The sequence below is a fragment of the Moorena sp. SIO3B2 genome (genome assembly GCF_010692525.1).
GTDB classification, from domain to species: Bacteria; Cyanobacteriota; Cyanobacteriia; order Cyanobacteriales; family Coleofasciculaceae; genus Moorena; species Moorena producens.
Genome location: NZ_JAAHHE010000083.1, coordinates 1 through 24,756, shown reverse-complemented (window position 1 = coordinate 24,756; position 24,756 = coordinate 1). Strand labels below are relative to the sequence as shown.

Genomic DNA, 24,756 nt, shown 5'->3' with positions numbered 1-24,756 from the left:
TTTAACAAATTTTTATCCCATACCTTACCCGAACAAGTCACTGAAAATGACCGCTTATTATTTTACTTTGCTGGTCATGGAGTCGCTCTCAATGGGGATGATGGCCCGGCTGGTTACTTAATTCCTCAAGATGCCAAACTGGGGGATACTAATAGTTATCTGCCCATGACGAAGTTACACGATGCTTTAAGTCAATTACCCTGTCGTCATTTTTTGGGTATCCTCGACTGCTGTTTTGCTGGTGCTTTTAAATGGTCGAATACTAGGGATTTACTCACATCGCCAGAAGTAATTCACCAAGAACGATACGACCGTTTTATTAGTGACCCAGCCTGGCAAATTATTACTTCTTCAGCTTCTGACCAAAAGGCTTTAGATAACTTTAATTTAGATAGCGAACGCAGTCAAGTCGGCAATCATTCCCCTTTTGCGGCGGCATTATTAGAAGCCCTCGAAGGGGAAGCAGATATCTATCCTCCTGCTACGAATGGTAAACCAGCTGGAGATGGGGTAATTACAGCCACAGAATTATATTTACATTTACGGGATCGAGTAGAAATTCCCACAGAAAAATACCGTCTACGACAAACCCCTGGTATTTGGTGTTTAAATAAGCACGATAAGGGAGAATATATCTTTCTTTCTCCGGGACATGAACTTAACTTACCGCCAGCACCACCATTGGATGAGTCACAAAATCCCTATCAGGGTTTAAACTCCTTTGACGAGAAACATAGTTCACTGTTTTTCGGTAGAACATTACTAATAGAAAAGTTAGACTATTTTGTCAAAGCTAATCCCCTGACAGTGGTGTTGGGTGCTTCTGGTTCGGGTAAATCTAGCTTGGTCAAGGCCGGATTAATTCCCAAACTACGGCAAGATAATACCGAGAAATGGTGTATTTTGCCAACCATCCGTCCTGGTGAGACTCCCTTGGAAGCATTAAATAATGTGCTGACTGATGCTAAGTTACCAGGGGTAGAGCCACAAAACCCCCAGCATAACCTGGCAATGAGCATTGATGTTTGGGCGAAAAATAACCCCAACTCTAAGTTATTACTGTTTATTGACCAAAGCGAAGAAATTATTACACTCTGTCAAAACTTAGATGAGCGTAAGGAGTTTTTCCAACAGATACTCACAGCCATCAATGCCCATCGGGATAAATTACGGGTAGTATTAACCCTACGTTCTGATTTTGAACCCCAAGTCAGGGATGCTGGCTTAAAGTTGGCACCGGAAGTACTAAATCAATTGGGAACTAAGGTACTGATAAATCTTTGGCAAAGTGGACGATTTATTGTACCGGCGATGACACGAGGGGAACTAAGGGAAGCGATAGAAAAACCGGCTCAAGCACGGGTAATGTATGTTCAACCCCACGAATTAGTAGAACAATTGATTGATGAAGTGGCGGATATGCCCGGAGCATTGCCCCTGCTGTCTTTTGCCTTAAGTGAACTGTATCTCAAGTATTTAAGGCGGCAACGGCAGGCACAATACAGCGGTATTACTATTGACCGAGCGTTGACTCAAGCCGATTATATGGAATTGGGGGGAGTAATGCGATCGCTAACTCAAAGGGCTGATAAAGAGTATCATTTGCTAGTTCAAGAAAATCCCGCTTATGACCAAGTAATCCGTGATGTGATGCTGCGGATGGTGGCACTAGGTGGGGGTGAGTTAGCCCGTAGGCGGGTACCGTTATCGGAACTAGAATATCCACCACCGAAAAATGGTTTAGTGAAGGAAGTAATTGAGCGCTTTAGCAATGCACGGTTACTGGTTATTGGAGAAGATGCTGAGGGGAATCCCTATGTGGAACCTGCCCATGATGCTTTGGTGCGGGGTTGGCAAAGGTTGCTGGAGTGGAAGCTTGAGAATGAGGAAAATTTACTTCTACAACGGCGGTTGACTCCCGCAGCCCAGGAGTGGGAAAGCCAGCAACAGGCAAGGTTTCTTTGGAATGCTAACCCTCGTCTTGATTTGTTGAAAAAGGTATATTTATCCGATGATAACTGGCTTAACCAAGTAGAAGCTGAGTTTGTGCGGCGCAGTATTGGGCGAAAAAGCTTTAATACTCGTCGGAATTGGGGTGTTGCGATCGCAGTTATGCTAGGGTTAGGTACGGGTTTGGTCTTTTCTTTGATTGGACAGAGAGAGGTACTGATAGGTCAAGTCAGAACTAATATAAAATCTGCAGAATCGACCTTACCAAACCAAGAGTTGGATGCGTTGCTTAACAGTTTACGGGCAGGGAAAGTTCTTAAAGATTGGCCTGGATACTTATCCCTATTCAAGCCAGAAAGTGAGCTACCGTTTTTAATGGAGCCAGAAAGTGAGCTTCAACATCAATTGTTACGAACTTTGCAAAAGGTATTCTATTTAGCGAAAGAACGTAACCGCATAGAAGTGCCTCAAAACTTTAAGAAGATGTTTTTTAAGGATGGTGAGTTACTGATTGCTACAGCAGGATATGATGGTATTGTCCGCTTACAAGAGTTGATGGGACAACCACTAGCCCAAGTATTTTCAGGACATAAAGGTGAAGTCAATCTTGATATTAATAAGGATGGTCGCTTATTAGCAACCATTGACAAGCAATGTACTGTTCGCCTGTGGAACTTGGAAGAAAAACAGGAAGAGCCACCAAAGCTTATAGCTTCTATCTCACAGTCTAAAGATTGCGAAGTGAGCGGTGAGGTGAGCGGTGAGATCATTTTCAGTCCTGATGGCAAGAAGCTTGTAGCCTATAAAGACCGAACAAGCACTATCTACCTGTGGGACTTAACGGGAAATGAACCGAAGCTATTAAAAAAGGATCAAGACAATTTCAGTAGTATTAGCTTTAACTCCAAGAACCAGCTAGTTGTAGCTGTAGCTAACGAATCTGACTATACCCTCCGCTTGTCAGACTTTGTGTCTGGCAGTCAGTTAGCAGAGTTTAAAGATTTTTATGGGTGTTATTCGTGTGAGAGTCAACTCTTTGGGAACCTCGTTTTTAGCCCTGATGGTACATACTTGGCAGCCGCCTATGGCACTGATAACAGCATTGCCTATGTTGTTAGTTTAGATCATGAATCGTGGGAGAGTTTTAAACCCCTAAGCAGAGCTGCAAGCATCAGTTTTGATGCCAATAGTCGTCTGATTATCGGTCAACAGAATAATGGTATTATTAGTGTTCATGATTTATCTGGGTCTCATTCTTTACAATTTGAACTGAAAGGGCATCAAGGTAGTATTGGTGAGGTTATTTCTAGCTCGAATGGCAGAAAAATTGCTAGTATAGGTGATGACAAGACTATTCGCTTGTGGGAAACAGAGAACAAGCAAGTGGAAGAGTTAATCCCAATTGAGGGGAAGTTTAAAAGTCTCAGCATCAGCCCCGATAGCAAGCAACTAGCTGCTGTAAAAGAAGATGGGAGTGTCCATTTGTTAGATTTGAATGCTAATAATAATAAGTGGGAGCAATTTGCAGATATTCAAGGCATAAGTCAAATCATTTTTAGCCCTGATCGTAAGCAATTGGCTGCTGTAGACAAAGATAATACGATTAGCCTATTAGATCTAAATGGAAAGGAATTGTATCCACCCCGAAAATTCAAAAAACCAATTAGCCAGCTTATTTTTAGCCCTGATAGCAAGCGTCTGGCTGTTATAGAAAATGATGATGGTATAATCCATCTGTTGGATTTGAACAAAAAAAACTGGAAAACCTTGCCCTTCAAATTACCTCTTCGTATCGCTTTTAGCTCGGATGGCAGGCTGTTGGTGGTGGATTTACTAGATGACGAACATGTAGATAAACCCACTATCGTCTTAAAGGAATTGAAGCCTGGTAATGAATTGGATTCTGGGAAGGAATTAGTTCGGTTTAAGGGTGCTGAGAACCCCAGATTCAATAAGAATAGTATTGTTCTTAATACTCAGGGTAACTTATTAGCAGCTATTGCGGACAGCGATTATATCCATGTATGGGATATATCAGGAAAATTATTGACTGCTTTCAAAGGGCAGCAAAAAAACAAATTAACCAGTATAAGTCAAAGTGCTGATGGTAGCTTAATAGCTACCCTTGACCAGAATGGTACTGCAAAGTTGTGGCAGTTTGGAGGATTGGATGAACTCCTATCCAAGAGTTGTGATAGGGTGCGTGACTATCTTGAGAATAACCCCAATGTTGACAAGAGCGATCGCAATCTCTGCGAGAATGTACCAAAATTGGCGATCACCGAAGACTAATCGCACTCCAAAAACTCTTGGCACACAAGTGCGATCACTTGTAGGCAGATTTACTACGGTTGCTTGGGAAGTGCGATTGGCCGTAGGCCACGCTACGCGAGTCACGCTTCGCTTCCGCTAAAAGCGATCGCACTCTCGTTAATCTTGGTTGAGAAGTCGTGCGCTAAACGTAGCTATGCCTCTAGGGCTTATCCCACCGAAAGCATTACCTACGAGTTCGATTTGCTATCAGCAACAGATAGTGAACGCATCCATTCATCCAAATCGTCAGGTTTCGTAAAGTCCAACAACGCTTCCCCCAAAGCTTCAAGCTGAGGGAGGGATAAGGCTTGAACCTGCGCTCGTATTTCTGGGGACACTTCGCCAATGCGACGCAAGAGTTGGCGGAGTATAAGAGATTGTTCCCCTTCGTAACGGCCTTCATCCTTAATGTCTTGATAAATTACAGACTGCTCCATGATATCTCTGCGTAAAACCTGGTTAATGAAGTTCCTCTTTAATAATAGCCCTGCTAGAATCCCAGCGGACGCAGCCACATTGGTCTGTATCCTCATTTCTGGAATCGCCTCAACTCTTGCAGCCACCTGACGCAAGGTTTGAGCAGCGTCGGGGGTTTGTGTCAGCACAGCCAAGGGCAATAACCCCGTCGATTCCAGAAACGGCTGAGTTGGTTGTTCCCATAGCCGAATCACCTCAAATTCGTGACGAGTACCAGGAATCTCAAACGCTGTCTGATAAACGAGTGCAGAAGTTGAACGGGTTAAGTAAATGACCACTTGGCGCATCTGCTTATTGGGAAAACGGCGGAAAACTCTTAGGCGGTAATCTGCCATTCTGAAGGCCATAGTTGAGTCAGGTTTAGTCTGAAACTCGACGTGAAGGACAAAATCATCAGAATTCAGCAAAATCAAAGCATCCGCTCGAATGGGTTCAAGGGACAGTTCAGATGGACTGAGTTGGGTCATGGTGATGGGTTCACCAAGTAACCAGGAGGCAAAATCTTCCGAAAAGCTTTCAGCGAGGAACTTGCAGGTATTATCGAACATTAAACGATTATATCAGAGTGCCCGTCTCAGGGATTCTGCTGGATCCCGACTCCCGACTCCCTCGGTGCGCTTTCCGTAGGCGAATTAAATTCGCCACGGGTCGCACCGCTCCCGACTCCCGACTCCCTACTCCCTCAAACCCGGATTATTCAACTGCTTCATAAAAAACTCTTCCAAAGAAGGACGATTTAAAGTCATATTCATCAATTGGGCATCCATCAGCCGGAGGGAAGCCATAAACTCTTGGGGTTCCCCTCGCAATTGACCGTACCAGCAATCATCCTCAAATTCCAATTCCATCAACCACCGTTTGATAATCTCTATATTCCCACCTTTGCCTTTAACTCGGTAGGTGTTATCGGTACCCAAAAGTTCATCTAACGCTCCCATACAAATTAATTCCCCATTAGCGAGAATAGCGATGCGATCGCATATTTTCTCCACATCTGACAACACATGGCTGTTGAAGAAAATAGTCTTGCCTTGAGCTTTCAGAGACATAATAATTTCCCGGATTTGGTAGCGTCCCATGGGGTCAAGACCGGACATGGGTTCATCGAGAAATACTACTTCTGGGTTATTAATCAGTGCCTGGGCCATACCGATGCGCTGGAGCATCCCTTTAGAATACTGACGTAGTTGTTTCTTGCGTGCTGCTGATTGGGACAATCCTACTAGTTCTAACAGCCGAGGAATGCGTTTACGTTTTACCTCATGGGGAATTTCAAATAGTCCAGCCGTAAAGTGCAAAAATTCCCAGCCAGTGAGATAGTCATAGAAGTAGGGGTTTTCTGGTAAGTAACCAATGCGCTGCTTGACCTTTACATTACCAAGGGGATTTCCCAGTAACCATCCTTCTCCGCCAGTAGGACGGACAATTCCTAGTAAGGTTTTTAAGAGGGTAGTTTTCCCGGCTCCATTTGGACCGAGTAATCCAAAGGTTTCTCCCTGATAGACCGTTAGGGAGCAATTTTTCAGGGATTCAATTTTTTGATTGAGCCAGAAGCCAGTGCGGTAGACTTTGCGCAGTTGGGAGGTCTGAACCACTGGGATTGCTTCAGAGGTGGTGAGTTGGGGGGGGAAAGTGAGAGTAGATTGCTCCATCCTGTTGCTCAGAAATGAGGGATATAATCTATATTTATTTATTCCCTATTTTGGGGGTGTTTGTGTCTATTCTTAATAAAATTCCTGATAGCTGATCGGGTAAGGTCTGGCTGAATGTTTACGGTCAGTCTTGCTGGATTACTCTTGAGCGAAAAAGTCTACTAACTGCTGACCAACCTCAGGATTGTATAAGCGTAAGTAATTCCAGTAATTACCCAAAACTTGCTTGACATAGTTTCTGGTTTCACTAAAGGGTATAGTTTCCACAAATTCATCTAAATCAATGGGTTCATTTTCCTTTAGCCATTTCCCTACATTACCTTGACCAGCATTGTAACTAGCAATGGCGAATGCGGAGTTATCCTTATACACGCGATGGCTATGGGCAAGAAACCAGGTTCCTAGTTTAATATTATCGTTGGGATTATCGAGTTTATAGTCGTTAAAATTGATGGATTTCCCTACCCAAGCTGCAGTACTGGGCAACATTTGCATTAAGCCCATGGCACCAGCAACTGATGTAATGTTTGCCTCAAATCGGGACTCTTGACGAATTAAGGATATAACCAGTAGAGGATTAATGTTACGCTGTTTTGACTCGGTTTCGATTATCTCTAGATAGGGAAAGGGATAGAGGGCTTGCCAGTAAGCCGGTTTTTTCCTGATTTTCTGGTACTGCTCCTGTTCTTGGGAGGTTTCTCGGTCTTCGAGAGTCTCTACCTCGGAAATTCCTTTGAGGTATTCTCCCATCGCCAGCCTGAACAAGCCATCAGTAAACTGTTGTGGCACAGTCGGCTTGAGGCGAGTTTGAAATTCCCCTTGCCATAGGCTCCAAGCATCCTGGTCTTGACCAAGCTGATACAATTCCTTCAAAGCTGCTGAGCCCACAGGTAACTCGGGTCGCACCGTTGGCCAGTTTAACGTAAGGGATGACTGGCGCAGTGTGGTAAAGTCTCCCACATCCCAACCCAACTGTACCGCTGAGCGCCAAGCATAGTATGATTGAATATGATTGGTAATTACCTGCTTAAACGCTGCTTCGGCTTCCTGCTTCCGTCCTAGCTGAGTTGCCCATTTTCCCGACCAAAACCCTGCCCGACGGGCGATCAGACTGTGGGGATTATCCTTAAGGATCGGCTGAACGTTATGCCAAGCTGTCAGGATGTCTCCGTTTTGTGCCGCCTCTTGAGCCATCTGCCAGCGATAGTCCGCTGCTGCATCAGAATTGCTATAGTTGTCGATTAACAATTGATAGGCTTGCTCAGCAGCGTTGGGACTTTTGAGTTGCTCTAGAGTTTTGGCTTTGGCCAAAAGTGCCTCAGCAGCTCGGTCGGGAAAGCGATCGATAACTTGGTCTAAATACGGGATCTTGTCAATGGGTGGTTCTAGTTCAGCTAGTTGGAGATAAGCCAAGGCAGTTTCCTTGGCATCGGGAAATTCCTCGACCATCTTTTTATAAGCCAGTTTAGCTGCTCTGGGCTTTTGAGCATACTGAAGTGCTCTAGCCCCTAAGTAGCTATGCTTAGGTAATGGTTTAGCATTGCCATAAGCAGCACTGGCTTGAGCATATTTGCGGTCTTTCCAATAGGCTAATGCGATCGCTTCCCAATCTTTCGGCTGGATTATAGCACGATTTTTATCATCGACAGATTTTCCGTAATTACTAACTAGTTGATCTAGCACTAGGGTAACCCCTGGTTGGTCAAAGGTATACCTGGCTAATAACAGCATCAGTTCAGGTTGATTGGGCTGATCCTTAAGCTTTTGCTGGATTAATTCAATGATGCGAGGATGAGAAGGATAGTTTTTCAGTGCTCGTTCCCAGTATTTCGGCTCTTCCGCAGAAAAGTCATACATCTGCTGTATTTTTGCCAACCAGGGCTGCTCAAAACTCCAGATGGTGCTGGCATATTTCGGAGCAATAGATTCCTTTTCTGGTTTGCGGTAGGGTGAATCATCTGACAAGAAGGCATACAAGGCTTCAGCTGCCACTGGCTGATTACCATAGCGTTGGAGCAACTCCTGCCAAGCTTGTTGGGCTTGAGCTTTGTCCCCAGTGAATTGGTAAGCCTGTGCTCGTTTGAGCACAATATGTCCTGCTAATACTGGATATTCCCACTCTAATTTATCTAACCAACGCAGTGCCTCCCTTCCCTGCTGCCCAGCTATAGCATCAACGGCCAATAGGTAACGAGCACGACCACGATTGAGGGATTTTGGTCCAATTGCGATCGCTTCGAGTTGTGCCACCCGCTCCTCGGGGGATTGAGATGCTAGTTTTAGTACTGTAGTGTCCTTGGGATTTCTGCGCCCCATGATTTGCTGGGGGAGCAACACTACCCAACTGGTTAATCCTAGCGGGTTCTTGGGATCAATCAACACTAAGATGCTGATCGAGATCAGCAGTAGGCTCAATCCCACACTAGACGCTAGTAGGATTTGTCGTCTGGTACGCTGCCGCAATTGCTGGCGCAATAAAGGATAGTAGCGGGAGAATTTCAAACGTGACCGTTTCATAGAGCCTCCTTCTGATGCACGTCCATATTAGGATGAGATTTTGGGAATAGAAAGCTCTGTGACATCATCTCCGGCAGCATTGGTATTGTTAAGCTTGAGTAATTGGTGATTATGATCACTCAACGAGCCATTACCAATGCACCATTACTCTGACCCAAAAACACCTTTAACTATAAACACTACTGAAAGAACCGGACAGGATCTGACATTCCAACCTCTATTCCTTTAACCATATTTAGGAACCCCACAACCGTGCTGTGATTTGATAGAAGACTTATGGAACGCGGAAAAATAGTTGCTATTCTAACTGGAGCTATATCGATATTGCTAGCGATCGCTTACTTAATTATTGTCCAGCTGCTGGATTTTCGAGGAGAGATGATCCCTGCTCCAGTCAGCCAATCATTAAACTGGGGATATTGGATTGGGTATTTCCCACCAAGTGTTGCCCAATGGTTAATCCCTTAATAAAGCGATAAGTGTGAATGAAACTCCCCGCGCGTAAACGCGCGGGGATGCTTGGGCAAGAGAAATACTATTCCCTTGCCGGATCGTTGCCCTAGGTTCTGATCTGCCCTGTGCTTTAGCTGTTTCTAGTTAGCTGTATCCCGCAGTGCTGCCAACACCGTCTCATGAATCACACCATTGCTGACAACCACACCCTGATTTTCAACTAGCTTAGAACCGATCGAAAAGTTCAGGGGCTTGCCATGCATATCTGTAACAAGCCCACCAGCTTCCTCCACAACAATGGTGCCTGCAGCATGGTCCCAAATTTTCTCACGGTAGTTGGGATACTTCGATGACGGTAAACGTAGGTAAAGGGCTGCTTGACCAGAGGCAACCGCACCATACTTAGCCTGAGAATCCATCCGCAGGGAATCTGCAGTAATTCCCACCGCCTTAGCTACCAAATCTTGCCGAGAATGGTCACCATGACCAGACTCCACGCTTTCGACGAACCGGAGTTCTGCTGTATTGTCAGCATCAGTGACTTGAATCGATTCGGGTTCCCCACCACTAATCGGTACCATGGTTGCTCCCTGACCCCGTACTGCCACAAATAGCACACCCCGTTCACCATCTGGTTGTGCTAGGTTGACGGGTAAAGCTGGGCAAGCTAGCACTCCTACTTTCACTTCACCTTGTTCTACCAAAGCCAAGGCAACAGCATATTGATCATTACGCAGAAACCCTTTGGTGCCATCAATCGGGTCTAAGGTCCAGTAGCGAGGTCCAATCTCTCCATTGCCTAGATTAATCCAACTAACCACTGCCTCAGGAGTAGCATCATTAGTTACAGATTGCACATAACTGGTTACCTGTGCCAACTGATTCGCCATGGTTGGTTCCACCAAATCAGCAGCATCTTCTTCACCCACTACTGGATCATTAGGAAAGCCTTGGGCAAGTAAGCGGCAAATCACTGCCTGAGACCCATAATCGGCAACAGTGACAGGGCTTTTGTCACTTTTTTCCATAGCTTGAGTCACCCGTTCACTCCGGACTTGCTCACAAATTTTGGCAGCGGCTAAGGCTGCCTCAATCGCAACCTGTTTCTCTTGTTGATAAGACATTGTAAATAACTGCTCCTAAGGGCGAAAAGGTTTTTTGAAGTTTTTTTGGTCATGGGTAATAGGTATAGCTAATAGGTAATAGTCCCTTGAGTAATCACAAATCCCAATTAGGGATTACCTATTACTGACTACGAACTGCCTGGTTTTAAAGGCTTGTGGCCTAGCAGCATGTTTTTCCCTGACCTTAGGGACAGAGCTAGGAACTGGCAGTCATTCATAGGTGTCATAACCATTACAAAGGGGGAACTAATCTCCATTGCTGGCATCTTAGCTAGGAAATTCCGGATTAAGAGGAAATTACCAGGGAATTAACTAAGAGCAGTAATCGAGGTACAACAATAATGTATTTCATCCGGATCATCTGTGCCATTTTCCTGCCACCACTTGGTGTGTTCTTGCAAGTGAGTTTTGGCAAGTCATTTTGGCTTAATATTCTGTTAATGGTATTGGGTTTCATTGTAGGCACTCAACTTGGTTTTCCCAAATATGGTGTAGTGCCTGCCATACTCCATGCCGTATGGGTGACTGCTAATCAATATCAGGATTAAACTGTTTACTAGGGACTCTGCCCTAACCGAACACAGAACAGGGATTATAGGTCCGGTAACCCGGCTCTAAAACTAGAAGAATTTGGCACAATGGAAGTGAGTACGCAAACGCAGTGCTTAAGGCAATCAGCCTTGTCCTAACAAACACCAAAGGTATACCAGAATGGATTTAATTCGGATTTTATGTGCTATTTTCCTGCCACCACTGGGAGTATTTTTGCAAGTGGGTATTGGCTGGCCCTTTTGGATAAATATTCTTTTAACCCTATTGGGGTACATTCCAGGTATTATCCATGCCGTTTGGGTGATTGCCAAGAGATAAAATAAAGGATTAGACTGACTACAAATGTACAGTTCAAAACAATCATCCCAACCTGTGAAGTATAAGGCTTTGAACTATCAGGGAGTCTACCCCTGCCCAGTCTGTCGTGTGGGTCAGATTCAAAATTTATCGTTAATGGAAGCTTTTGCCTGTCACGAGTGCCGCCACATTTTCACTGCTGATCTCGAAAGGCAAATACTCAAAATAACCGATCGGCAGCCCCCAATGACCTGGCACTGGAATGGCAAAAAGTGGACAGGGGCCCATCTAGAGGGGGTTGAATGGGGATGGGTGAATTGGTTCTTAGCCTTGGCATTTGTAGTTTGTCCAACGACCTTAATTGGGGCAGCCGTTTATATGTTTCCCCCTGCCCCAGATAGTCCTGTATCTTGGCTTCCAGCTGCTTGGGTAGGGTTAACGTTTTTATGCCATCTGGCAATCGTTGTCTGGTTGGTGATGGAATTTTATCAATTTCCAGTTTGGGAGTACTTGAGAATTGGACGGCAGCGAATTATGGGTCGTTAGTTCTGTTAATTAACTTGAAAATAGTGCTGAGTATTGTTAAGAATAACACCCTTATATTTTCATCCTTTATAGTTTATAATTACTAATTCATACTTGCTCAGGCTCACAGCTCTAGCCGTTTACGTGTAAATTAAGTATAATTGGTTACAAAATTGAGTAATCCTGCTATAAGATAGGGGGTTGCTAAGCTGATGTGCATTTAAAGTTGGTTATTACCTGTTCCCAGATCCCCGCTATCCGAAGTTCCCTTCGAGTAATTTAGGTCTCCCAATCTAAATTCTGAACAGCTTAGTGCTAATTATGCTCGCGTAGCGGCTCGGAAAGAGCATCGCAACCCATGGCACTAAAACCTTTTGGCTGAGCTGATTTCCTAGAGCAACACATTCTTCTGCTCATGTTAAGTCCCACTGATTAGTTATACTTATAGGTTGCTAACAACACTTTTTTGCAACTGATTGACCGTAGGTCACGCTACGCGAACGCTATGATTGAAGAATGTGCAATTTTTAGCCATACCATAGTCAACTAATGCTTATGCTCACAGAAAGCCCATCATTGTATAAATAGTATAGACTAACCCATTCAAAGACAACTGCTGGAACTATCGTACTTGGTTTTGGTGCTATCCTGATGGGAAGCAGTCTACACTTGAGCGTACTGTCGCTTACTGTCAAAGCGTACTGTCGCGTACTGTCAAAGCGTACTGTCAAAAGGGAGGTTGGATTTCTTTCCACGACCACTTGACCACTAATAGACACATTAAGTGCCATGTTTTCATCTCAATCCCCCCAAGAAAATGGGGAATCTCCAAAAGGGGACATTACGCTGAAGGACGCTAACGGTAAAACTCTCGAATGTTACATTGAGCATTCCCTAGAGCTGGAGGGTTGTGAATACCTTCTGCTGTTACCTGTGGACTCACCCATAGAAATTGTTGCTTGGGATGATGATGAAGACTTAGCTGATGCCTCTCTAGTTGAAGATGAAGCTGAGCTTGACTTGATCTTCCCTGACGCCCAAGCTGTTCTGGCTGAGCAAAATCTTCAGCTCAAGCGCACCGCTTTTACCTTAACTGTTGCTGGTGAGTTGCCACCAGTGGACGAAGATGACATTCTCACCCTGGAAATTGAAGACGATAATGTTCCGATGGAAGCAGAGGAACTACAGGAGCTAGCGAGCTTTTATTACAAAGAACAAGAGTATGGCATTTATACGCCTGTAGAACCACTCCTGTTTTTTGCTCGCTCCAACCAATCTGGTCAACCCGAGTTACTGTCTACAGAGGAAATTAAACAAGTTCAGCCATTGCTCGAAGAACTGCTATTCGATGATCTTGATTAGGAGACAAGAACTCGGGTTGACCCCTTAAACGATTCAGGGGAAACTAGTGTTTTGGTGTATAAGAGTATGAAAACTCTCAAAAGCATCTCCAATAGGTTTTTTTATTTCGTTCTGTTGCCAACGACCCTTGGTCTTTGTGCATGGCAGGGCTGGGAGTGGTGGAGTTGGGTGGTATCCCCACCTGTTAAAGCACAATCTTCCGAAGATGTAGCTCCAACCCTCATAAAAATTGAGATTCCCCCAGGAACCCCAGGTCAGCAAATAGGCAGAGATCTTGAAGCTTCTGGTTTAATTCGCTCAGCCGATGCTTGGAAACTCTGGACTCATTGGCGTCAGCTGCTAGACCGAGATGGTGAGTTTAAAGCTGGAACTTACGAACTATCACCAACTCAACCCCTGCCAAAAATCGCCGAAACCATTTGGAAAGGGAAGGTGATGCAGCTGTCTTTCACCATACCGGAAGGGTGGTCGATTCAACAAATGGCGGATTATTTTGAATCCCTAGGATTTTTCCCGGCTTATGACTTTATCGCTGCTAGTAGCAAAATCCCCTGGGATAAGTACCCTTGGTTACCCAGTGACCTCCCTCATCTAGAAGGTTATTTATACCCAGATACCTATAAGTTACCCAGTGATGGCATCTCGCCACAAGCAGTCATCCAACAAATGCTTAATCGATTTGAGCAGGTAGCCTTACCAGTATACGAAAAAGGTCAGTACAAAACCCAGCTTAGTATCAATGATTGGGTAACATTAGGCAGCATTGTCGAGAAGGAAGCAGTAGTTGCTGAAGAACGCGATCGCATTGCTGGTGTCTTTACTGAACGGTTGCGGCGAGGGATGAGATTAGAAACCGATCCCACGGTTGAATATGGATTGGGGATTCGACAAACTGCTGATCAGCCCCTGACCTACAAGCAAGTGCGGCAACCCTCCCCTTACAATACCTATCTCAACCCAGGATTACCCCCGACCCCGATTGCCAGTCCTGGCATAGGGAGTTTGAAAGCAACCCTTGATCCCGAAGACACCGAATACCTGTTTTTCGTGGCTCGTTACGATGGCACTCATGTTTTTAGCAAAACCCTAACAGAACACGAAGCCGCTAAAAATGCTATCCGTAGAGAACGGCGAGCAAAGCAATAAACTACAACAACCAGTGATCAAAGAACCTTTCTAATATTGGTTCCATAGAACTGAATCACTTAACCGTTGCCCGCTGCCATCATCAGGCTGAGCGGGCTTAGTGTATTGACAATTGACGGGTAAGCATCAAAAATCAACAGAGTTACCAACCTTAAATTGATCAGTTAACTACATATGTCTTGGGTCTCAAAGTTACAACCTGACTTAATCCTTGGTGGCTCCATCTTAGACCTGACACCAGATATTCTCCAGCAATATCAGCTCTCAGGTCTAGTATTGGATGTTGACCAGACTTTAATACCAGTGACGAAATCCCGTGTTTCTGGAGAAATTGAACGGTGGGTAGAGCAAACTAGAGCAATGGTTTCCCTGTGGCTGGTTAGTAATAACCTTAGTGAAAATCGCATTAGCCGTATTGCTTCCTCCCTAGATTTGCCTTACATATACGGAGCTGGCAAACCTTCGCGACGCAAGCTGAAAATAGCTGTAGATGCGATGAACCTACCTGTAGACCAAGTGGCCATGGTAGGCGATCGCTTATTCACTGATGTCTTAGCTGGGAATCGACTGGGAATGTTCACCATTCTTGTAGAGCCCATAAGGGATCCGGCTATGAGTAAGTCTTTATACCCAATGCGTGATTTGGAAGTGTGGTTTTCTCAAGCCTTAGGGGTTTCGCTGACCACCATGCAACAAAACTTCAACAAACCTGACAAATCACAATAAACTGAAATATAAAGAAAATATTATAAAAATTACTAAACCAAGATTTGTCGGAAATAATAAGGGAGAGTTGGAAATCGGGTCAGCTTATATAAAGACCCTACATAAATGACCAACCTTTTAATATGGGGTCAGCTTATATAAAGACCCTAGATATAACAAACGCCTATAACTAATAGAGAGCCCAGCCTTGAGGTAATCAGGAGCTGGGCTGTCTATGATTTGGGATTAGGTTACTGACCTGGTGCGCCAAGCTAAACCCCACGTTAAAATTCAATAAACATTACTTAATACTATAACCCCAAGCATGAGCGCAAACGTTGAAATCTACACCTGGAGCAGTTGCCCCTTCTGTATCCGTGCTAAAGGTCTACTAAACAAGAAGGGAGTTGAATTTACTGAATACTCTATTGATGGTGATAACCAGGCACGGGAGAAGATGGCTCAAAGGGCAAATGGAGCACGCTCTTTACCACAGATTTTTATTAATGACCAGCATATCGGTGGCTGTGATGAGCTTCACACTCTGGAATTTCAGGGTAAGTTAGACAACCTCCTCAAGGCAAGCTAACCACTAGGTGATTGAGCATCTAGTCTGTAGGATCGCTAATGGTTATCGGCAATATCCCTGTTACCCGTTCCCCGTTCAAGATCTTGACCAGTATATTCCCCAATCAAATAGTATTGCTGTAGCATAGGGGAATTGGCTGACAGGGGAATTCAACCGTGAAATTTGCGTTTATCATAGACCCTCTCCCGAAACTTGATCCCGGTCACGATACTAGTGTGGCACTGATGGAAGCCGCACAAGAATTAGGTCATGAGGTTTGGGTCACTCAGGCTCAACAATTGAGTGTTATTCAGGGTCAGGCTTGGGGGCTTCTAGAACCTGTGCAACTAACTCCAGCCAAACTCGATGACGGGCATTGGGTCGTCAGTGAGCAGTGGTACCAGACTGGTAAGGCTCTGTTGAAACCTCTAGAGGAGATGGATGCTGTCTGGATGCGGACAGACCCGCCCGTTACCATACCTTACCTCTATGCCACCTATATCTTGGATTACATCAATCCAGATAAAACCTTGGTGATTAATGCACCAACTGGCATCAGGACAGCTAACGAAAAAATGTATGCCCTCCAGTTTCAGGAAGTGATTCCACAGACCATTGTCAGTCAGGATAAATCGGTGATTCGGCAATTCGTTGAGGAAAAAGAGGCAGCAGTACTGAAACCTCTAGGAGGCAAAGCTGGTGAGGGGATTATATTTCTACAGGCAAGCGATCGCAATTTTAACTCCTTGGTGGAAATTAGCACTAAACAGGGTAGTGAGCCAGTGATGGTTCAGGCTTATCTGCCTGCGGCGAAAGATGGAGATAAGCGGATTATCCTCTTGAATGGTGAACCGATTGGAGCAGTAAATCGCATTCCCACAGGTAAGGAATTTCGGGGTAACATGGCTGTGGGTGGTCGAGTAGCGGCTACGGAAATTACTCCCCGAGAGGAAGAAATCTGTGCCCGGCTCTTGCCAAAACTGCAGCAAGATGGCTTATATTTTGTTGGCATAGACGTTATCGGCGGCTACCTCACCGAAGTTAATGTCACCAGTCCTACTGGCATCCGGGAAATTGACCGCTTAGACGGTACTCACCTGGCTAAAGAGGTAATTACCTGGGTTGAGGCAGTGAAAAACAACGGCGGTTAAACAATATAATGGCTTAACCAGACTCTTGAGCAAAGTCATGGGATGTAATGTCGGTTTTGGGTCAGTTTTATGGATCAAGTAACAGTGCCACGGAACGATAGGAAAGCTCGAATCTGGGGGATGCTGTGTCATCTATCCTCCCTGCTATGGATTCCCCTATTGATTATGGGTCTACCTATCCCTTTGGCTAACCTGGCAGGCCCGTTGATGATCTGGTTAAACAAGAGAAATAAATACCGCTTTGTCAAGGTTCACGGTCAAGAATCTATTAATTTTCAAATCTCGATTACCCTGTACGCTACCATTATCCTGACCATATTTACGGCCTTTGCCTGGGCGTTTTTCATCCTGATTGGTGCAATAAAGGGTTTTGACCGTAACTCTTGGTTGGAGCTGTTTAAGCTGATAGAATTCTGGCTATGGTGTCTAGCTAGTATCCTGGGAATCATTGATTCGCTGCTGGTGACTATGGCCTCAATCGCTGCTCAATATGGTAGGGTTTACCGTTACCCATTTACCCTGCGATTTTTAAGATAAGCACTAATAATATAAGTCACGAGATAGTCTAGAATGGCTGAGTTTTCTGCAACAGGTGCAACTGAACAGCTACCTACAATTGGTGTAGCGGTAGTGGGAACTGGATTTGGACAAAAAATCCACATCCCTGGCTTTAAAGCTCATTCCCGGACGGAAGTGGTGGCTGTCTATCACCGAGACCCGGATCAGGCAAATGCGATCGCAAACCAATATGATATTCCCCATGGATGCGATCGCTTAGAAGATATCCTAGCTTTACCGGAAGTAGAAGCAGTTAGCATCTGTACTCCCCCGTTTCTGCACTACGAAATGGCCAAAAGGGTTCTAGAAGCAGGGAAACATCTGCTACTAGAGAAACCGATGACTTTAAGGGCAACCGAAACCGAGGAGCTTTACCAACTCGCTACAGAAAAGGGTGTTGTCGCTATACCTGATTTTGAATTCCGCTTCATCCCCTCATGGCAGCTATTAGCGGAATATCTCGAAAAAGACTATGTCGGTAAAAAGCGTCTGATTAAAATTGACTGCTTATTCTCTAGCCGAGCCAATCCTGAACGCCCCTGGAACTGGTATGCTCAAAAGGATAAGGGTGGCGGAGTACTAGGCGCAATTGGTTCTCACGTTTTTGATTATATTCATTGGCTATTTGGACCAGTGCAGCGGTTGTGTGCTCAAGTGAGTACTGCAATTCCAGCACGACCAGACCCCAATGCTAGCAATTTACTTAAGCCAGTAGATGCTGATGACACCTGTCTGTTATTACTGGAATTGGCAGATGGTACCCCTTGTCAACTCAGTATTAGTTCCGTAACCTATGAAGGGCGAGGTCACTTTGTAGAGGTTTATGGCGATCGCGGCACCTTAGTTTTAGGCAGTAACAATCTCAAAGACTACGTTCATGGATTTCGTCTGTGGGCAGCTACCGCAGGTCAATCCTTGATGGAAGTAGAAATTCCCCAGCGACTAGCATTTCCTGAAACCTATCTCGATGGTCGTTTAGCCCCATTTATCCGGGTGGTTGACCATTGGGTGCAAGCCATTGACAATGGTAGCGTCACTACACTATCTCTCAAAGAAGGAGTGTACTCCCAGATGTTAATGGATTTAACCCATGAGTCCCATGAAACTAGAAGTTGGGTTGAGGTAGATAAGCACAAGTATTAAGCATCAAGTATGAAAGAATAGAGACGAGGTACTTTAGCCAATCGATAACTGCTATATAACAACATAGCAGTTGCTTACAAGCAATCGCTCCATAGAATTGTTAATCAGGCTATTCGGTACCTATTATGCTAGTCTTTTAACTTGAATCAATCGCCTAAAACTAGGTGTATAGGTTTGATATTTTTATAATAGATTTTTTACACTAAATATAATTTAGTTATTCTTATATAATAGCATAGATTGAGAATAACTAACTGTTAATAATTAAAGTTCATAATTCCTGACGATAATTTTTAAGGTAAACAAAAATGAAAAGTCAGCATCAAAAGCATCAGTTACTTAGCATTATCTCTAGTATACCTAGAGGTTTGATTTTGATGAGCACAGGGGGCATGATAATCACGACGCTAATTATAGGAGTGGTGATGTGGCGCACTAGCTCCCGCTTGTTTGAACAAGTTAATGGTCTATTCGACTTATCACAATTAAACTTATCACAGCCAGAACCAGATGTGGATGTCAGAAACGTTGTGGTTAATAAAGTTCGTGATGTTAGTGAATTGACCACTGCTGTGTTTAGCATGGAGGCGGTGGTCCCAACTCGTCAAGATAGAAACTTAGGACAATATCGCTTAGCGTCAACGACATTACTCTATATTGCTTATGGGGAAGTGCGAGCTGGGGTTGATTTAGGGAAATTAAGCGTCGATGATGTCAAAGTCAGCAATGACTCGATCCAAGTGCAGTTACCAGCGCCCCAATTACTGGATAGCAAGATTGATGTTACCCGTTCCCAGATTTACGACTACAACCGAGGATTTTTGGGTCTCGGACCTGATGTTGCTCCTCAATTACAGATGCTAGCTCAACAGCAAACCCTCCGGAAAATTCAGGCTACTGCTTGTCAGCAAGGTGTGCTAGAGCAAGCTAATCAAAGGGCGCAATTAGTGGTTACTAATTTATTGATGACAGCTGGTTACAAAACCGTAGATGTAAAGCTTCAACCTTCATCACCATCGATGTGTATGGCAGCTTCGTCTCTAGCATCTTAGTATAGTCTTTGGTAAGTATTCAGCAGTCAGCTCTCAGCAGTCAGCTCTCAGCAGTCAGCTCTCAGCTAAAAAAAAATTATTTACCGTAGCGTGGCACAGGCTTCGACTATTAAAAAGCTGATAACTGATAGCTGAATGCTGAACGCGCACGCGTGCGCGTAGCGCATTAGCTGAATGCTGACCACTGATAGCTAATAGCTTACAACAAAATACCAACATTATTGGCTTAAATAAAGTTTACTATTTATCATGAACAATGATGCCAAAAACGTCCTTGGCGGAACACTAAAAGTGTGCTGCACATTTCCGATGACGGGATTTTTTCGGAATGGAAAATGTGATACAGGACCATCTGACGTTGGTGTACATATCGTTTGTGCAGAAATGACTGCAGAGTTTCTCTCCTTTACTCAGTTAAGGGGCAATGATTTGAGTACACCATCCCCTATATATAATTTTCCTGGTCTTAAACCCGGAGATCAATGGTGTTTGTGTATCAGTCGTTGGAAGGAGGCGCTGGATGCTGGAGTTGCGCCACCGGTGATTTTGTCAGCAACCCATGAAGCAGCGCTTGATTACATTCCTTTAGAGGTATTTAAGGAACACGCTATTATTAACCGCTAACCGTCGATGGTTGACTGGAAAGGGTGCATATCATTAAAGCTGTTTGACTCTGTGGTGCGTTACGGGGCGGACTATCCCAGCGCTGGCTACGAGGCGAAAAATAAGGGCAAGTCCGCCCCTAACGCACCCTACGCACCTAACCCTAAATTTTGATGAGAAAAAAACTCTTAGTCACAGGAGCTAGCGGTTTTCTAGGATGGAACCTTTGTCAGCTCGCCAAAGAACAATGGGATATTTATGGAACGTATTTTTCCCAAACGATAGATATTCCGGGAATAACCTTGGTAAAGGCTGACTTGAGAGAATTTCAGGAGATAAAGCATCTGTTTGCTGAGATTCAACCAGCAGGAGTAATTCATACCGCAGCTCAATCTAAACCTAATTTTTGCCAGACCCATCGAGAGGAATCATACTCGATTAATGTTACAGCTTCTATCAATATTGCTCGACTAAGTGCAGATTATGATATCCCTTGCGTGTTTACCTCTACTGACTTGGTCTTCGATGGTTTAAATCCTCCTTATCTGGAAACTGATCCGGTATCGCCTATCAGCTATTACGGTGAGCAAAAAGTGATGGCAGAAGAAGGGATGCGATCGCATTATCCTAAAGTCGCGATTTGCCGCATGCCCTTAATGTTTGGTATAGTTCCCCCTACTGCTAGTAGCTTTATCCAACCCTTTCTCAAAATCATCAGAGAAGGGCGACCCTTGAGCTTATTTACCGATGAAATTAGAACCCCTGTCAGTGGCACAACAGCAGCCAAGGGATTGTTATTAGCTCTAGAGAAAGTCCAAGGTCTAGTTAATCTGGGCGGAAAAGAACGGATCTCCCGCTATGACTTTGGTTGCCTGATGGCTGAGGTGTTTGAACTTTCCCAAGATAACTTAGGACGCTGTCTACAAAAAGATGTACCGATGGCTGCTCCTAGATCTCCCGATACTTCATTGGATAGTTCATTAGGATTTAGTTTGGGATATCAACCGTTATCAGTGCGGGAGCAATTGGAAGGGTTAAGGGGGAAAGTGTAATTATGTAAGCGGTCAGCGGTCAGTGGTCAGCCATCAGTGGTTAGCAGTCAGCGGTCAGCTTTGTGGTAAAGGCTTCGACGCTATGACTTTCGTGAGTATTAAACTAATACTTACCTATTTTATTCAACAACTGATTACTGATAGCTAACCGTTGATAGCTGAATGCTTAGGGGGTGATTTCCCTACCCGTAGTTGCAGTAGCCTGCGCCAATGCGCAATGCAAAAACAGTAGAATCTAATATTGATAGATTAATGAGAATTGAAAGTCTTCATCAAAGTTCTTGGCCTTGGCCAATTGCTATCAGCTTAAGCTGATAGCAAAATTAATTAGCAGATTCTACTGGGAGCAGTCAATATGGCAGAAGCAAATTTCATGTATGACTACATTGTGATTGGTGGAGGTTCTGCGGGAAGCATAGTAGCTTCAAAGCTTGCTGCTTCTGACTCAAATTCACAAATTCTCCTGATCGAAGCTGGAAAGCTCCTACTCAATCCCAAGATGTACAACCCAAGTGATTGGTTTGAAGTCCTACAACAACATCCAGAGATTGATTGGGGTTATAAGTCAGTACCTCAAACAAATTTAAACAACCGTGTAATCATGCTGCCCCAAGCAAAAGCCCTAGGTGGGTGTGCATTACATAATGCCATGGTTTATGTCAGAGGTGGACGCTCTGACTTTGATGAGTGGGGTAAGGTAGCACCCGGTTGGTCATGGAATGATGTACTACCGCACTTTGAAAGTGTAGAGCAAATCATTAAGGTTTTGGTGGCTCAGACAGATAATTTGAATTTCATTAACGATTTATTCGCTGCTGCTAACCAGTACGGTTTACCTGAAAATCCTAATTATAATACCAGCGAGAGTCAATATGGATACGCTCCATTTCAGTTCAACAATATCAAAACACTTTCAAAGCTTTTTCGTGAAACCACATTTAACACTTTTTTACCAGCGGTTCATACAAATGTAACTATAATAGCTGAAGCTTTGGTAACCAAGATCCGATTTAATAATACCAAAGCAATTGGTGTTGAATATGTTCAGAAGAACGAAAAATACTTTGCAGGGGTGCGACATGAGGTTGTGCTGAGTGCTGGTGCGATTGCGAGTCCAAAAATCTTGATGCTTTCAGGCATTGGCGACGAAACTGAGTTGGCGAAATTTGATATTCCAGTAGTTGTGAATGTTCCAGAAGTAGGGAAGAATTTACATGATGATCTTTTTGTTAGTGCCGGATTTTCTATTCCCGAAGATAAAGATGTACCAGTGTATTCCTATAGCCTAGCTCCAGCTGTGATTTTCGGCTCTACGGAAAATAGTAGTTCAGTTGTTGATATAGAGTGTTCAGTGGGAGTGGGAACACTCAAAGGTTTCCCTGGCCCAAAAAATTCTTTTTGGTTATGGCCAAATGTCATGCACTTGAAGAGTAAGGGAACTATTACGCTGGGTTCAAGTTCTCCTGATCAAGCTCCTGTTGTTGATCCAAAGTATCTGACAGTGCCAGGAGATCTCCAGTCATGTATAACAGCGCTTCAGTTAGGTATCGATATTGGCAATCAATCCAGCTTGGGGCAATGGCGGGAAAAACAAATTGCTCCAGAACCGGGAACAGATTTCGAGAGTTACATCAGAGAAACAGCTAATACAACACAGCACTATTGCGGAACTTGCAGAATGGGGATTGATCAGAATTCTGTGGTGGATACAGAACTTAACGTTCGAGGAGTATCAGGTCTGCGTGTGATTGATGCTTCTGTCTTCCCATTACCGATAACTGCAAACACAGCAGCAGCAACAATGATGATTGCTGATAAGGGAGGTGACATTTTGACCTGACGGGGTGACAAGGAGCATTCCGCGCCTTACTGGGTGAAGAATGAAGAATGCAGAATGCAGAATGCAGAATGCAAAAAACTTCCAATTCTTAATTCTTAATTCTTAATTCTTCATTCCTTAAAGATGTCTTAGTGTAAGTCCTGAGTTATTTCTTTGTGATGCCCTGAATCTTGGAATACTCCTGAACCTTAGAGATGAACATTGTGCCGACATCCCCTTCACACTTGGACTCAGAAGTGTTGAAGTTGTAGACCACACTGATAGCATTGCGGTCCCTGGTTATCGCCCCCCAATTTTTAGCTATTGTGGTGTCCGGCTTTCCCTCAGGAGATATTTCCAATTCAATAAAGTTGTTAAACTTGCCTGACAATGTACCTTTGAAAAGTCGTTCAGGAGAACATTTTGTGTTGCCCACCACTGAGGTACCGAATACGTTATCCCCCTCTTGATTTATATACATCTCGATCACACCGTTATAGGTGGTAGCATTCAAACTAGTCCAAGTTCCTATCCACTCACCCTCGAGACTTCCTGGGTTTGAGACAGAAGCCTCCGCCGCGCTAACATTGGCGAAGAGCAGGAATATTGAAGCAACCAACATGATCACTATACGCATTATTATCTCCTTAATAGAAGGTTATGAAAGATCAGCTTACCTGTCAAAAGACCTAATATAACAACTATAGCATTATTGCCAACAATCTCGACTAAATTAACAAAACTTAATATTTTAAAAAAATCAAGGACATTGCTATTTAAGGTCACTTAAAATTAGTACTCATAACCTATAGCGCTTTCAAACTATTTGTCAATTCATAAATCATGGAAAAAGTCAAGAGGCAATAGTAGCAATAGAACCATATCTTTATAGTAAATTAAAAAAAATACTTTCTCAGTTTACATCTCAAATGAAAATACTATATAGCGTTTTCAAACTATCTATTTGTCAATTCATAAATTATCGAAAAAGTCAAGAGGCAATAGGCAAGAGCTCCAGAGTTTTTTCTTAAAATACAAGAAGACCTGATCGCTTTTAGCGGCTCCAAAGAAAGGAGCATCGCGAAGCGTGGCTCACGGCCTTTCAGTTTACATCTCAAATGAAAATGCTATAGCTGATAAGCAGGCACACAAAATTAATTGCACATTTTTTAAAATTCAAAGCCTTGCAGGGTAAGGGTCACAGAGATTTAGAGTAGGCAATTAATTCTGTGTAGGTGCTTAGCACCTCAAGTAGCGTGCGCGTAGCGCATAAGCTGACGGAGTGATTTCCCTACCGATAGTTCGGTAGTCAGCACGAAACAAAACAAATCTCCCAAAAGTCAATAGTCTTAAGTAAAGAGGCAAACACCAGCAATTGGTCTTGATACTGCTGGTAAGTTCTCTACCTTGGCCTATGGGTACACCTTCAACTAATCAAGGGAATCAGATGAAAAACTTGCGTGCAATCACTCCATCTTCTTATATTATTGCTGCCTGTGCATTAACCGGGATTGTATCCTTTAGTGCAGTAACTAGCCAAGCTGGTCAAATGAAGTTCTTACCATCAGGTAACTCTACCGCAAGCGCTCAGGTTGAATCAGTAGACAATCAAGACCTACTGGCAGCAGTACCGATTCCCAGCAGTGAATTACCACCAGCCCTAGAGAAGAATACCGTATTTCGTGCGATCGCAAGTGGTGGTTTCTTTGGTCAAACCGTTGAAACCCGTCTGCTCAA

General features: G+C 44.0%; 21 protein-coding genes and 1 pseudogene. 17 read left to right on the top strand and 5 right to left on the bottom strand.

What is annotated here, in order from left to right; all coding sequences use genetic code 11:
• The coding region (locus F6K38_RS18620; protein WP_287357113.1) for an nSTAND1 domain-containing NTPase at window positions 1-4,242 on the top strand (4,242 nt) is incomplete at its 5' end.
• A 209-nt stretch (window positions 4,243-4,451) separates the two neighbouring features.
• On the opposite strand, the gene F6K38_RS18615 is transcribed toward F6K38_RS18620, so the two are convergent.
• The 3 genes from F6K38_RS18615 to F6K38_RS18605 all read right to left on the bottom strand — a co-directional run bounded on the left by F6K38_RS18615 (window position 4,452) and on the right by F6K38_RS18605 (window position 8,909).
• Window positions 4,452-5,288, bottom strand: coding sequence for an Rpn family recombination-promoting nuclease/putative transposase (locus F6K38_RS18615; protein WP_008187325.1), 837 nt, complete (start codon window positions 5,286-5,288; stop codon window positions 4,452-4,454).
• A gap of 126 nt (window positions 5,289-5,414) precedes the next feature.
• Entirely contained in the window at window positions 5,415-6,392 is a 978-nt protein-coding gene (locus F6K38_RS18610; RefSeq protein WP_287247696.1) for an ABC transporter ATP-binding protein, read from the bottom strand.
• A gap of 138 nt (window positions 6,393-6,530) precedes the next feature.
• Window positions 6,531-8,909 carry a lytic transglycosylase domain-containing protein gene (locus F6K38_RS18605; RefSeq protein ID WP_008187327.1) on the bottom strand — a complete coding sequence of 793 codons (2,379 nt, stop codon included), beginning with the start codon at window positions 8,907-8,909 and terminating at the stop codon, window positions 6,531-6,533.
• Between the two features lie 276 nt (window positions 8,910-9,185).
• Between F6K38_RS18605 and F6K38_RS18600 the strand changes: the two genes are divergently transcribed.
• Complete coding sequence (locus tag F6K38_RS18600; protein WP_287247694.1) at window positions 9,186-9,377, top strand: hypothetical protein; 192 nt, start codon at window positions 9,186-9,188, stop codon at window positions 9,375-9,377.
• A 125-nt stretch (window positions 9,378-9,502) separates the two neighbouring features.
• On the opposite strand, the gene F6K38_RS18595 is transcribed toward F6K38_RS18600, so the two are convergent.
• Window positions 9,503-10,486 carry a 3'(2'),5'-bisphosphate nucleotidase gene (locus F6K38_RS18595; protein WP_008187336.1) on the bottom strand — a complete coding sequence of 328 codons (984 nt, stop codon included), beginning with the start codon at window positions 10,484-10,486 and terminating at the stop codon, window positions 9,503-9,505.
• 341 nt (window positions 10,487-10,827) lie between these two features.
• Between F6K38_RS18595 and F6K38_RS44270 the strand changes: the two genes are divergently transcribed.
• From F6K38_RS44270 to F6K38_RS18525, 14 genes are all read left to right on the top strand, one after another.
• Window positions 10,828-11,034 (top strand): YqaE/Pmp3 family membrane protein, encoded by a 207-nt coding sequence (locus F6K38_RS44270; RefSeq protein WP_008187337.1) that lies wholly within the window; start codon window positions 10,828-10,830, stop codon window positions 11,032-11,034.
• 163 nt (window positions 11,035-11,197) lie between these two features.
• Window positions 11,198-11,356: a YqaE/Pmp3 family membrane protein gene (locus tag F6K38_RS18585; RefSeq protein WP_008187338.1), complete on the top strand. Its 159-nt coding sequence runs from the start codon at window positions 11,198-11,200 to the stop codon at window positions 11,354-11,356.
• Between the two features lie 24 nt (window positions 11,357-11,380).
• The gene (locus tag F6K38_RS18580; RefSeq protein ID WP_008187339.1) at window positions 11,381-11,881 is read left to right on the top strand and encodes a hypothetical protein; all 501 of its coding nucleotides are present in this window, start codon (window positions 11,381-11,383) and stop codon (window positions 11,879-11,881) included.
• A 768-nt stretch (window positions 11,882-12,649) separates the two neighbouring features.
• Window positions 12,650-13,222, top strand: a complete 573-nt coding sequence (locus tag F6K38_RS18575) for a DUF3727 domain-containing protein (RefSeq protein ID WP_008187340.1) — start codon at window positions 12,650-12,652, stop codon at window positions 13,220-13,222.
• 66 nt (window positions 13,223-13,288) lie between these two features.
• Window positions 13,289-14,368, top strand: coding sequence for an endolytic transglycosylase MltG (gene mltG / locus F6K38_RS18570; RefSeq protein ID WP_287247689.1), 1,080 nt, complete (start codon window positions 13,289-13,291; stop codon window positions 14,366-14,368).
• Window positions 14,369-14,542: 174 nt separating this feature from the next.
• Entirely contained in the window at window positions 14,543-15,094 is a 552-nt protein-coding gene (locus tag F6K38_RS18565) for a YqeG family HAD IIIA-type phosphatase (protein ID WP_287247687.1), read from the top strand.
• Between the two features lie 304 nt (window positions 15,095-15,398).
• The gene (gene grxC / locus F6K38_RS18560) at window positions 15,399-15,662 is read left to right on the top strand and encodes a glutaredoxin 3 (RefSeq protein ID WP_287247685.1); all 264 of its coding nucleotides are present in this window, start codon (window positions 15,399-15,401) and stop codon (window positions 15,660-15,662) included.
• A gap of 155 nt (window positions 15,663-15,817) precedes the next feature.
• Entirely contained in the window at window positions 15,818-16,792 is a 975-nt protein-coding gene (gene gshB / locus F6K38_RS18555; RefSeq protein ID WP_008187351.1) for a glutathione synthase, read from the top strand.
• A 69-nt stretch (window positions 16,793-16,861) separates the two neighbouring features.
• Window positions 16,862-17,329: a DUF4870 domain-containing protein gene (locus tag F6K38_RS18550; protein ID WP_008187370.1), complete on the top strand. Its 468-nt coding sequence runs from the start codon at window positions 16,862-16,864 to the stop codon at window positions 17,327-17,329.
• A 33-nt stretch (window positions 17,330-17,362) separates the two neighbouring features.
• Complete coding sequence (locus tag F6K38_RS18545) at window positions 17,363-18,493, top strand: Gfo/Idh/MocA family protein (protein ID WP_008187371.1); 1,131 nt, start codon at window positions 17,363-17,365, stop codon at window positions 18,491-18,493.
• Between the two features lie 308 nt (window positions 18,494-18,801).
• The gene (locus tag F6K38_RS18540) at window positions 18,802-19,545 is read left to right on the top strand and encodes a DUF4230 domain-containing protein (RefSeq protein WP_008187372.1); all 744 of its coding nucleotides are present in this window, start codon (window positions 18,802-18,804) and stop codon (window positions 19,543-19,545) included.
• Between the two features lie 249 nt (window positions 19,546-19,794).
• Window positions 19,795-20,169, top strand: a complete 375-nt coding sequence (locus F6K38_RS18535; RefSeq protein ID WP_008187373.1) for a DUF2237 family protein — start codon at window positions 19,795-19,797, stop codon at window positions 20,167-20,169.
• Between the two features lie 152 nt (window positions 20,170-20,321).
• Window positions 20,322-21,200, top strand: coding sequence for an SDR family oxidoreductase (locus F6K38_RS18530; RefSeq protein WP_008187375.1), 879 nt, complete (start codon window positions 20,322-20,324; stop codon window positions 21,198-21,200).
• A gap of 355 nt (window positions 21,201-21,555) precedes the next feature.
• Window positions 21,556-23,040 carry a GMC family oxidoreductase gene (locus tag F6K38_RS18525; protein ID WP_008187377.1) on the top strand — a complete coding sequence of 495 codons (1,485 nt, stop codon included), beginning with the start codon at window positions 21,556-21,558 and terminating at the stop codon, window positions 23,038-23,040.
• A 145-nt stretch (window positions 23,041-23,185) separates the two neighbouring features.
• On the opposite strand, the gene F6K38_RS18520 is transcribed toward F6K38_RS18525, so the two are convergent.
• Window positions 23,186-23,656: a hypothetical protein gene (locus F6K38_RS18520; protein ID WP_008187379.1), complete on the bottom strand. Its 471-nt coding sequence runs from the start codon at window positions 23,654-23,656 to the stop codon at window positions 23,186-23,188.
• An 810-nt stretch (window positions 23,657-24,466) separates the two neighbouring features.
• Between F6K38_RS18520 and F6K38_RS18515 the strand changes: the two are divergent.
• Window positions 24,467-24,756 (top strand): annotated as a pseudogene (locus tag F6K38_RS18515) (hypothetical protein); the annotation flags it as partial.